Genomic DNA, 11,732 nt, shown 5'->3' on the forward strand with positions numbered 1-11,732 from the left:
CACCTTTCTAGTAAAAGCAATCAAACCTATCGATCGTACCTGACAGATTGGATGGTGCTTCGTTTAGTGTTAACCGCCTAGTTCTGCCATGTATGCTTTGATATCAATAACGCGGTTCTCCACTCTAGATTTCTCCGCAGCGAAGGCCATCACATGACTTTGCACCGACACATCAGATGAAGTCAACCCTTTCTGGTGCCCCTCGTTTTGAACAAGACGAACAAAATCTTTCATAATGCCTTCGTCTCCTCCACCATGGCCGGAGCTTGCGATCGGAAGGTCAATCCTATCCTTGCGTCCTGAGCGAAAATCGGTCATTTCGATCTCATTTTTATCCATATGACCTCGAATCTCACCCTTCGTTCCCATCAGCTTAATCGTACGCGTGTTGTCATTCGTGAAAGCCGACATCGTAAAAGCCGCCGTTACTTCATTAGCAAATTCAAGATTCACCACCTGATGATCCACCACATCGTTGTCACAGTGATAGACGCATCGCCCGTAAGGTCCTTCCCGCAATGCCTTCATCACGCCTTCCGGCGTCTTATCATTAGTGAGGTAGCCTTGCGCGGATGGACGTACATCCAGATAGATTCTTGGCGCGTAGAAAGCACATTCATCCCGAACCGGACACCCGTCCGTGCATCTTCTCGGCACTCCAAACGGAGCATTTGCTTTGATAAAATGGCTAAGGGAACCGAACGAAGAAACCTTTACGCAGTCTGCGCCCGCAAGCCACAGCATAATATCCATGTCGTGACACGACTTGGATAGGATCATCGGGCTGGATTCGCTGAGGTTTCTCCATGGTCCTCTTACGTAGCTGTGCGAATGAAGCCAGTAGGACACATTCTCCGTCAACTGAATCGACATCAGCTTCCCGATTCTACCCTCATCCAATATTTGTTTCAGCGTCGAGAAGAAGCTTGTAAAACGCAAAACGTGGCAGATGGAGAATACCCGATTGTACTTCTTGGCAATCTCCCCCATCCGGACACATTCCTGCGGATTGTTGGACATGGGCTTCTCCAGAAGCACATGGTACCCTCTCTCCAAAGCCTTGATGGTTGGCGCATAATGCATCTTATCTTGCGTGCAGATCAGCACAGCATCTGCCAGCTTCGGACCATTGAGCAGCTCTTCCCAGCTAGTGAAAGAGTGCTCTGCCTCAATGCCGTGCTCGGACATGAATCTCTTTCTTCGAGTCTCGTCTGTTTCCGCAACGGCAACGAACTGAAGCTCGTCTGGATACTTCTGGGCGTAGGGGGCATAGCTGATCAATCCCCGTTGTCCGGCACCAATTAAAGCGACTGTAACCTTCTTCACGCTGATTCCCCCTATTTACTTTGAACGCTTTCCAATATCATCTTCAACTAAATTTCCAAATAAGCCCCTTGCTTCTTCAGCTCCGCTTGGAGCTCCTGGATGGAGATTTCGTCGGTCGGCTTTCCACCAAGCGCTGCGAGCGCAGCCGCAACGCCACCGCCATGTCCAATCGCACCTGCGATTGGCGTGACGCGAATCCCTCCCTGCGCCTCGAACGTAGTCGAGATGCATCGTCCTACCGTCACCAGGTTGCGGACTTTATCGTTAATCAGACAGCGATAAGGAATGCTGTACGTCTCGCCCGACTTCAAATGCTTGATTTCCTGGTTTCTTTTCTTAAAATGCTCCTCTTTCTCACCCTTTGGAGGATGAATGTCAATCGGATAACCGCCATGAGCGATGACGTCGTCGAAAGTGCGACACTCAATCAAATCATCCAGCGTAAGCGTATACAAGCCAATGATCTGTCTGGAGCTGCGAACACCGACAGAGGGCCCGGACGATACTACGATTGCATTCTCAAATCCGACGATTTTATGTTTCAGAAAAGTTTCTAGTTCTTTCACATGTCGTCTGCCTACGACCTCCGCTTCGCTCAGGCTCCACGGATCTGTGCTGTCGTAGCCCAGAATCCGAGAGGTATTCACGATAACCTCGCCCGGGTTATTCGTCTCGAAGAATAACAAATCATCGCGAACGCCAGTCAGCTCCCCACTGTCCATCGCTTTCTTCATCGCGCTTACGAAGCCGCCAATGGAAAGTCGTTCCGCTCTGAGAACACGTTCCCTGTCCTCTTCCCTCGGTAGTCTCGGAAACTCCTCCGGATGCGATCGTATATATGCTTTCACCCGAGGGATATCGACTCCCCGAACTTTCATATTCATCGTCATCGGCTGGGTTGCACCGTCCGTCTCCCGGCCTTTGTTGAACTCCACGCCTGCCCATGCCGACAAATCGGCGTCGCCGGAAGCGTCGACGAAAACGTTGCCGTGAATTTCAGTAATTCCCGCCTTATTAACGACCTTGACGGATCGAATCCGCCCGTCTTCTACGGTCGCTTCGGCCAGCATCGTATGGTACAGCAAGCGACCACCGGCCTCCGTCAACATCACATCCAACTCATGCTTCATCCCTTCCGCATCGAACGGCGTGACCGTATACGTGTAACCTGTCGTATCCTCAACATGCCCCGGCGATTTCCCCCTCGCTTTCAGCCTATCGATCAGTTCACCGGTAAGGCCTTGCACCACTTGCGTAGTCCCCGAATGAAACGTCATCATCGGACCTACGCCCGCAGCGGTCAGCATTCCGCCGAGAAATCCGTACTGTTCAATTAGCAGCGTCTTGGCTCCGCACCTTGCCGAAGCGACCGCCGCAACGGTGCCGGCAATGCCGCCTCCTACGACTACGACATCAAATTGATTGGTTGTCATTTCTTCTCTCATCCTTCCCCTTAATATGTAGCCGCTTCAGCCAGCTCTACGACTTTAAAACTCTTAGCAGGAACATACAACGAAGATCCTTCAATCGTCACAACTTGATCGCTAGTATCGAAATTGTAGGCTACACATTTCTCATTAGCGTCTCGGTCCGCCCAAATCGTAGCCATGACTTTAGGGTAATGCTTAGCATGCAGTTCTCCCTTAACAGGCCAGCTAACCTCCCTGGTTTCACACGAATAGGAAGGGATCGCCTTTAATTTTCCATACAAAATTAAATCCTTGAATTCCTGATAGAAGCTCACCCCACGTTTCAACACAGCGAAGTACTCCTCTGCACGTTCACTATGAACTTCAGCTAAATTAATGCCCTCTACGGTTGGTAATAGACCCCACAAAATATTCCGAATAAAATTCAATTCAAATGTGTCAAGCGAAAATCTAAATTTGACTAAGGAGCCGTAACTTAAAGCGTAGTCCCCATAAATCATCGTGAACAAGGGAACGGATTCGCAGTTTTCTACACCTGCCAATTCGGGAAACGCAATGTTTTGCAAATTGGTATCTAACGTCAGGAATACGTCAAATAGATCTACGTAGATTTCACAACACGATTCCGTCGTAATAATCTTATCGTAGCCAACCGTTTTTCTAATCAGATGCACCATCTCATGATAGGAATCATTCCACCACGTTCCGCCGCCTACGGGATGCGGATGTGTATGGTCAAAGCAGAGGGTGGAATTGAACGAAGCAATCTGATCCAAATAGATCCCGTCAAAATTTGTATCCAGCATGAGCTCTTTGCAAAGAGCATTCACTCTATGTTGCCACATGTTCGTTGTCGGACACATCGGCTTCAATTTGTTGTCCAACCACGGTTCTTCGAACAATTGTCCTTGTTGATCCTTCAAGGCGTACGCAATAGCATTTTCAGATTTCCAGCTGTCCGTATTCGTGTCCCACATCCGTGCGTTGATATAAGGAATTTTGGTAATACCTTCTTCCGTAAACTTCTCGTTCCAAGCGGTCAGCTGTTCCGGCCAGCCTTCGTCCCTAAGGTCTTGGGAGATATAGTCGGGATAGTCCACATCATGTTCGCCCATATGCCATCCGTACCAGTGCAAGGCCAGATTAGCACCGGTTTTATCCCTTATGATTTTGGCTGTGTCGAAGTACTCCTGCGTGTTTTTTCCGAGCTCAAAGCTGTTATGATTGATTCTCCACAAATCTGTTTTTACAAGGCTCTCCGGCAAATATTTGTCCACAAGCTTGGTTTTACACCATTTCTGCCCAATGGCCCATTCTCTGTAAATCCCAGTTGCGACCTGCCAGTCTCCTTCAAAAAAGTTCAACACAAACTTATACGGCATGTGATAAGTCTTCATCGTTCCCATATGTTCCGGGTAGTTGGTCATTTTATAGTCAAAGCCGTTATTATTCTCGTTATAGTAATAGCCAGTCGTCTTGATATAAACGTCACTATCTTCCGTCGCAAAATAATAGCCGAACTTACTTGAACAATAGTAGGAAGAGAATTGATAGGAGAATTGGGACGGATATTCATTTTCGTATTTCAAGACTCCCCTTCCCCACCAAAATGGAACTTCCTCTTCTTTACTCAGTAACGTCTGAATCGGATTCTTAATAATCAGGCCGTTCTGCCAGGGCAACAGCAGGTAATCCTCCGCAGCTTCACCGGATATGGAGGTTATGGTACCAATAATCGGGAATTCGACTTTGTTGAAGTAAGCTTCTTCCGACAAGATCGTTACGGAAATATCCCATTGGCTTTTATGGCCGCCTAAATTTACGTTTACTTTAACTTGAATCACTTCGCTCTGCCAAGACAGGAGAAGATTGCTTCCATTTAAATCATAGGAAAATTCCGTCGTATCAGCTGGCTCTATAAACTGAAAGGAATCTCCGGAGGCGGTCTCCACACGCCATAGGATGCTGTCCAGCTCCACAACGTGCTCCTTATAAGCGACCCGCTTTAAATACCCTGTGTTTTCATCAAAAAACAAACTTGTACTGCTACCATACAACTGTATGTCGCTCAACTCACTAACCACCTTCATTATTTAATTTGCAAGATAGATTAAGCTTTATAAGTTAATGCCCGTTATCAAAGCTCCATCTGCCACAAGTTTTTTCCTTAATAAGTTGACATCCACATCACAAACATTAGATCCGTCCTTGATCGATAGCCCTGCAGCCGTACCAGCAGCCTGACCCATCGCAATACAGCTAGCCATAATTCTGATGGCCGCATGTGCTTCATGGGTGGAAGAAACACACTTGCCTGCTACTAGCAGATTGGTTACCACACTTGAATATAAGGCTCGATAGGGGATGTCGTTCCATCCTCCTTTAGGGTACGTAATCGATTTTTGGGCGCTTCCGTAACCAATACCCGTTCCTTTAGGATTGTGGATATCGATAAACCAGGAATTACAGCCAATGCCATCCTCGAATTTTCTGCCTTCAACCACATCGTCCTCGGTGACAATGTAATCGCCTTTGAGTCTTCTGGTTTCACGCACTCCCAGCAAAGGGGCAATGGAAATGATTTGTATATGTTCACAACCTGGAACATGCTCTCTAAGTAATTTAATATAGACTAATATTTTCTTTCTTCCTTCTAAGTAAGCTTTGGATAGGTCACTGGCCTTTGTTCCATCAATCCCTACGATTCTTGGACAATTAAAGGCAAGCTCGTTAGGTCGGTTAATTAATGGATAGTTTTGAAAACCTTTGGTATCTAAAATTTCAGAACCCGTACTTTCTGAATATGCTTTAATTGCGCTTGCAAAAGTTTCTTTTCCTTCAACGGAAGTAAGGAAGCCTCTTGCTTGTGGAACATCGATATTGCCGGCAATAAACCGTAAACTTACAGCCTGTGTCAAACCGTCGCTCTCACGCCCAAACATGCAAGGACTGCCTGCTCGATAGGCTACATCCGCATCTCCTGTGGCATCAATGTAAACATTAGCTTCAAATCTGGTAATTCCTGATTTGTTCGCTCCGATTAATCCTTTTATTTGATCCCCTTGCCGTTCAACATCATATATAAACGTGTGAAAGAGCACTTGAACGCCCCTGCTCATCAATAGTTCATCCAATACACATTTCATAATTTCAGGATTAAAGTTAAATTCCGTTCCTTCATAGAACTGATTTAAGTCAATTATTTTGTCCAGATTGCCTGCGACTACTTTTTTCCCGTCATACGTAAATACGCCGTTTCTCATCATGGGTGTTACCAATCCTGCTGTCGCCACCCCTCCCAAACAACTGGTCTGCTCCAGCAACAACACGTCTGCACCGTTTTCAGCAGCTGAAATGGCGGCAGATACCCCTGCCATGCCTCCACCAACAACGATGACATCTTTTTTGATCGTTTCAACATTCATTTTACCGCTCTCCTTATTTTCATCGTTCCTGAAACAGAAACAGACTGTAGACATATGACTATGACAACAGCCTGTTTCGTTCGTTAGCAAGAACAATTATTTCTTGAATGCAGCATACCAGCTATCTACTTCTTTCACGCTGTCATCCCCGCCAGAAGTCTTATATTGCTGGATAAAAGCATCCAATCCGCCAATTCCGCCATCACTAATAATGGCCTTAATCATATAATCATTCACCATCGTAATCAGCTTCTGATTGTTTTGAGAATAGACAGTCTGCGCTGGAGGGATGTATCCCATCACATCAGGAATTTTGACCTTATCCGCAATTTCGGTATTCATCTGGGAATAAGCATTGAACAATCTTGGATCTTTTCTTACCCTTGCTTGCCAATAGGTAGGATACAATTTCTCATCATATCCCGACATATACTTACCGGCCCAATTTCGATCATCATTAAACTTTGGAAGAATTGGCGTGTAAGCACCATCTTTCGTCGTGAAATGAACACCCTCTACGCCTATAGCCACATTCTTGTGCGTCTCTTTCTCTAATTTGGCATTGATCCATTTAATGGCATCTTCAGGATTCTTTGAACTCTTTGGTACATAGGTCAAGGCATCAAATCCCGCAGTTCTGCTTAAACCTACCTTACCTGTGCTGCCTGTTAATGGCTGTATAAAAGCAATTTTGGCATCCGGCTGATTTTTAATCAAAGCATCCGTAATCGTTGGAACCTCAGCCCAGTTCATCGGAATGACGCCGACTTTGCCACTCGTGAATTTCTCCTTCAAATTCGCATCCTTATTAATCGCAAATTCTTTATCCAGCAAACCGTCTTTATAAAGAGCAACAGCGAAGTTCAAATACGCTTTGAAGTTTGGATCCAATGGACGAGGTATAAGCTTGCCCCCCGATTCATTCCAGCCATTGGGCATCCCGAAGGAACCAATTAAATTAACGGTATTGATCCCCATCGTTTCGGCGTTCGAACCATTGACTGAAAACGGAATAGTGCCGGCACCTCCTGGTGCTTTTTCCTTAAATGCCTTTAGGACGGCAACAAATTCATCTGTCGTTGTAGGCGTTTTTAATCCGAGCTTATCCAGCCAATCCTGCCGAACGGCTAACGTATTGTTTACAACCGAAATCGTCGGATTAGGGATTGCATAAATCTTATTATCCACTTTCAATGCATCGAGGGTCCCTTGTGACATCGCAGCTTTAATGTTACTTCCGTATTTGTCAATGAGCGGTGTTAAATCGACTAAGGCACCTTTCCTTGCATACTCGACAAACAAGCTTCTAAACACACTGGAACCAGAAGTATTGATTACATCGTATGATTCTCCCGAGGCCATAACCAGATTCAGCTTATCCTCAGGTTTATCAGCAGGAAGCATATCATACTGTACTTTGTAACCTGTCATTTCTTCCAACGTCTTCGCGACCGGATACGTATTAAGATCGGTATTAGCCGTATAGGTCAAGAGAGCCTTCAGTCCAGGTTTCGGAGCATCTTTAGGAGCTTCTTTGGCATCTGTGGTCGATGATGGTGCTACCGTTGACGTAGACGTTTCTTTTCCCGTACACCCCACTGAGACAGCCATTAGCAGAGCAAGTGCGCTACAAACAAATGTTTTCTTCATTTTTTGCCTCCCTAATATGTATATAATGATTTGTATATTTATTTAAACCTTGCACCTCAGTATCAAGTGCTAGGATAAATACAACTTACCCTTTAACCGATCCAATTAAAATCCCTTTGATAAAATGCCTTTGCAGGAGTGGATACACAAGTAATATTGGAACTGTGGACGCAATGATGGTTGCCGATCGGACCCCATCAGGTGTAATATTCATCAATTCATCCGCACTTTTCATAATACCGGCTGAATTACTGTCCATAGAAACGGCAACATCCCGTAAATACAACTGTAAAGGTTTGAGATCTTGACTGTTAATATAAATTAAAGGGTTAATGTAGTCATTCCAATAATTTACTGCATAGAACAGACCTACTGTGGCTAAGACCGGCTTTGAAAGCGGTAATATTATTCTGAATAAAATGGTCAGATTGGATGCGCCATCCATACTCGCAGACTCTTCTAGACTTTGGGGAACGCTTTCATAATACGTTTTGATCAGTAACAGATTGAACACATTCACCATGCCTGGCAGGATTAAGGCGCCTAATGAATCCATAAGACCCAGTGATCGGATTAGCAGGTAATTGGGTATCATGCCTCCGTTAAATAACATAGAGAATACGAACATGACCAAGACAAGCTTAATTCCAGCTATGTTCTTTTTCGAAAGGGGATACGCTGTTAAGGCAGTTAGTACTATCGCAGCACAAGTCCCAACAATCGTGATCATAATCGATACGATAAATGCATTCAGAAACTGACTAGAGGTTACGACAAACTTCATCGTGTCTAATTGGAAATCAATAGGCAGAATTCCTACCTTACCCGAAACAACAGCCCATTCTGCACTCACTGCTTTTGAGAAGACATTCAAAAAAGGAAAGAGTGTAGAAACCGCTAATAGAATTAAAAACACATAGACAAAAGTATCTAAACAGATGTCGCCAAGCCTCTTTTTTATCAACATGCTCCACCTCCTACCAAATGCTTCTCTCCGTAAGTTTTCTGCACACTTTATTGCCCGTGACGACTAAAGCGAATCCGACTACTGAATTAAACAGCCCCACAGCTGTGCTGAATGCGTAATCCATTCTCCCTAAGCCGATTCGATAAACATAGGTACCAATAACATCAGCCGTTTCATACACCACCGAATTATACATAACTAAGATCTGCTCGGTTCCGGCTTCAAGCACATATCCCAGCCTCAAAATCAGCATAAGAACAATGGTTGATGCAATTGATGGTAATGTAATATGAATGATTTGGTTAATCCGACCAGCACCATCAATTTTGGCCGCTTCATATTGTTCTTGATCGATTCCTGCTATGGCAGCAATAAATACGACAGCGTTCCATCCCACTTCTTTCCATCCAGCAGAAGCTACAAGTACACTCCGAAACCAATTATTATCGATCAAAAATGCTATAGGTTCTCCACCGAAAGACGTGATGATGCTATTCACAATTCCTGATGACGGTGACAAAATGTTTACAAATAAGCCTCCGATAATGACCCACGATAAAAAATGAGGAAGATAGATGATGGTCTGAACCGTTCGTTTGAAAAAGATTTTCTTCACTTCATTCAATACAATCGCTACAAAGATCGGTAAAGGAAACAAGATTACGATTTTATACAGGCTGATCACAATCGTATTTCTGAGCACTTGAAGAAACTCTTTCGATGTTATTAATTTTTCGAAGTTATCCAAGCCAACCCATGGACTCCGGTATATGCCATCAAATATATTGAAATCCTTGAAGGCAATCAGTATTCCATACAATGGTACATACTTAAAAATAATTAAATGAAGCAAGCCCGGCAATAAAATTAAATACATACTTATATTTGTTTTCCATTTAATTGGCTTTCTTTTCCTCGTTGCCTTTTTGGGAATATTCGCACGGGTGTCTGCGATCAATTCCATTCTGTACGCCTCCCTACGTTCTGTATTGTTCCTTCTATGTTTTTATTTTACTTAATACTGAAAGTTAATTAAATACGATAATAATTCGAAATTAGCTAAAAATATTCATTTTGTTAACAAAAAAAGTGCCCAACTCGATTGAGATGAACACTTTTCAGAAAATAAAATTACTCATGTTTTATTGCGGGAATCTTTACTTCTACGATAGTCCCAACTGACTTCATACTCTTTATCGTCAACCCATATTCTTCGCCGTAATTAATTTTCAATCTTTTATTCACATTGGTGATACCAAACCCATGGCCATCCTTTCTTTGCTCACCCGACAATATTTTACTCAGCTGATCCGACTCCATCCCAACACCATCATCTTCTACAGCAAGCACAATATCAGCTTCATCAAAATGACCTCTGATGTGGATCGTTCCGGTCTGGTTTTCCTTTTCCATAATGCCGTGAAGGATAGCGTTCTCAACGATAGGCTGTAAAATCAACTTAAATATAGAATAGTCAAGAATTCGGCTATCAATCTCAGTTTCAAGCTTGATAGCATCTTCAAACCGTTGATTCTGAATATTGATATACGTCTCGATATGAGCCAGTTCATCGGCAAAAGAAATGATATCCTTCCCATTGCTTAAACTCAATCTGTAAAATCTCGCTAAAAGATTGATCAGGTTTGTAATGTCGGTTGCTTTATATTTCACAGCCTGACATGTTACAAGCTCCAGCGTATTATACAGAAAGTGCGGGTTGATTTGAGCTTGCAAGGCCCGAAGCTCGGCATTCTTCGATTCTTTTTCAATTGTGATTTTTTCATCAACAAGATCATCTATTTTAACTAGCATGTTGCTGAACCTTTCTTCCAGAACACCTATCTCATCTTTGCCACTAATCGTTACCTTTACCGATAAATCGCCCGTCTCCGCTACTTTCATGATTTTCATTAGTCTCAACAATCGCTTTACCATGGACCCAGAAATGAACACGGCAAGCAAATAGGCGAGGAAACCAATGATGAGCATAAGTAGAAGCGTATAATTTCTTAATTCGTAATTGGCACTGAGGATCGTAGACATGGGCATAACCGCATATAGCTTCCAGTCTGAATACGGGACATTCACGCTTGCCATCATGACATCCTCGTTATTCAGACTAGTCTTTTTCCAACTGATCCCTTCCCCCGTCGAAGTAGGCATGTTCAGGATACCACTGTACTTTTCTTTTTCAATGGATGGATCAGAACTTGTAATCATTTGGTTTTGCTCATTAGTAAGAAAGATAACACTACTTTTCGCAAGTGTAGAGCTGGTTACAATCTGATGAATATCTTTTTCCAAAATATCAACACTGATGAGCCCAATAAACTCTCCATATGCATTCGGATTATTGATTACACGTATGGCTGATATGACATCTGGAGCATCATTTATTCCTGCATACTTGAAGCGGTAGGGAGAAGTCAAATAGATTTGGCCGTTTTTGTCGGCAGCCTTTTTGTAATACTCTGAATCTTGCATGGATGTATAACTAAAAAAATTAATGGATTCCTTTGAATAAATGGTATCCTCTTTTAAATAAAGCCTAATTCGATATACATTTTGTTCGCTTTGTATTCTAGTAAAGTAATCACTCATAAAAACAGAATCATCATATTGTGCGTTTATTTCATATTTCTTGGGATCTTTCAGCAATATATCTTGAATCGTTTTATTAGAAAAAACGATATTGGAAGACCTTACAACACTTTGCAGCGAATAACTAAGCGTGCTCTTAAGCTGATCCAGTGATTGTGAGGAGATATCCATCATTTTATTGCTTAAAATGACTGTGCTTCGGTTATACGTCAAGAGCGCTAAAATGATTAATGGGATTACGATTAAGACAAGATAGGACAGTAAGAGCTTTTGTTTCATATTCATGTCCTTCAAAAACAAAGAGCTAATTTTGTTTAAAAAGAATGTCATGAA

At 43.3% G+C, this 11,732-nt stretch carries 8 protein-coding genes; all 8 read right to left on the bottom strand.

Features of this window, described 5'->3' with window-relative positions; translation table 11 throughout:
- Window positions 1-69: 69 nt before the first annotated feature.
- The 8 genes from AC58QT_RS16980 to AC58QT_RS17015 all read right to left on the bottom strand — a co-directional run bounded on the left by AC58QT_RS16980 (window position 70) and on the right by AC58QT_RS17015 (window position 11,729).
- Complete coding sequence (locus AC58QT_RS16980) at window positions 70-1,326, bottom strand: Gfo/Idh/MocA family protein (RefSeq protein ID WP_497410057.1); 1,257 nt, start codon at window positions 1,324-1,326, stop codon at window positions 70-72.
- Window positions 1,327-1,373: 47 nt separating this feature from the next.
- Window positions 1,374-2,759 carry an FAD-dependent oxidoreductase gene (locus tag AC58QT_RS16985; RefSeq protein WP_497410058.1) on the bottom strand — a complete coding sequence of 462 codons (1,386 nt, stop codon included), beginning with the start codon at window positions 2,757-2,759 and terminating at the stop codon, window positions 1,374-1,376.
- A gap of 20 nt (window positions 2,760-2,779) precedes the next feature.
- Window positions 2,780-4,828 carry a DUF6259 domain-containing protein gene (locus AC58QT_RS16990; protein WP_497410059.1) on the bottom strand — a complete coding sequence of 683 codons (2,049 nt, stop codon included), beginning with the start codon at window positions 4,826-4,828 and terminating at the stop codon, window positions 2,780-2,782.
- 45 nt (window positions 4,829-4,873) lie between these two features.
- Window positions 4,874-6,181 carry an FAD-dependent oxidoreductase gene (locus AC58QT_RS16995; RefSeq protein ID WP_497410060.1) on the bottom strand — a complete coding sequence of 436 codons (1,308 nt, stop codon included), beginning with the start codon at window positions 6,179-6,181 and terminating at the stop codon, window positions 4,874-4,876.
- Window positions 6,182-6,277: 96 nt separating this feature from the next.
- On the bottom strand, window positions 6,278-7,831 hold the full coding sequence (locus tag AC58QT_RS17000; RefSeq protein WP_497410061.1) for an extracellular solute-binding protein: 1,554 nt from the start codon (window positions 7,829-7,831) through the stop codon (window positions 6,278-6,280).
- Between the two features lie 85 nt (window positions 7,832-7,916).
- Window positions 7,917-8,798: a carbohydrate ABC transporter permease gene (locus tag AC58QT_RS17005; protein WP_497410062.1), complete on the bottom strand. Its 882-nt coding sequence runs from the start codon at window positions 8,796-8,798 to the stop codon at window positions 7,917-7,919.
- Window positions 8,799-8,808: 10 nt separating this feature from the next.
- Window positions 8,809-9,675: an ABC transporter permease gene (locus tag AC58QT_RS17010; RefSeq protein ID WP_497410322.1), complete on the bottom strand. Its 867-nt coding sequence runs from the start codon at window positions 9,673-9,675 to the stop codon at window positions 8,809-8,811.
- A gap of 254 nt (window positions 9,676-9,929) precedes the next feature.
- Window positions 9,930-11,729 carry a sensor histidine kinase family protein gene (locus tag AC58QT_RS17015; RefSeq protein WP_497410063.1) on the bottom strand — a complete coding sequence of 600 codons (1,800 nt, stop codon included), beginning with the start codon at window positions 11,727-11,729 and terminating at the stop codon, window positions 9,930-9,932.
- Window positions 11,730-11,732 lie beyond the last annotated feature (3 nt).

The sequence above is a fragment of the Paenibacillus sp. J31R109 genome (genome assembly GCF_059692055.1).

What these genes read in the sequence shown, in the direction of transcription:
- AC58QT_RS16985 (WP_497410058.1), bottom strand. Translation starts at nt 2,759, where the DNA reads ATGACAACCAATCAATTTGATGTCGTAGTCGTAGGAGGCGGCATTGCC.
- AC58QT_RS17000 (WP_497410061.1), bottom strand. Translation starts at nt 7,831, where the DNA reads ATGAAGAAAACATTTGTTTGTAGCGCACTTGCTCTGCTAATGGCTGTC.
- AC58QT_RS17010 (WP_497410322.1), bottom strand. Translation starts at nt 9,675, where the DNA reads ATGTATTTAATTTTATTGCCGGGCTTGCTTCATTTAATTATTTTTAAG.
- AC58QT_RS16995 (WP_497410060.1), bottom strand. Translation starts at nt 6,181, where the DNA reads ATGAATGTTGAAACGATCAAAAAAGATGTCATCGTTGTTGGTGGAGGC.
- AC58QT_RS17015 (WP_497410063.1), bottom strand. Translation starts at nt 11,729, where the DNA reads ATGACATTCTTTTTAAACAAAATTAGCTCTTTGTTTTTGAAGGACATG.
- AC58QT_RS17005 (WP_497410062.1), bottom strand. Translation starts at nt 8,798, where the DNA reads ATGTTGATAAAAAAGAGGCTTGGCGACATCTGTTTAGATACTTTTGTC.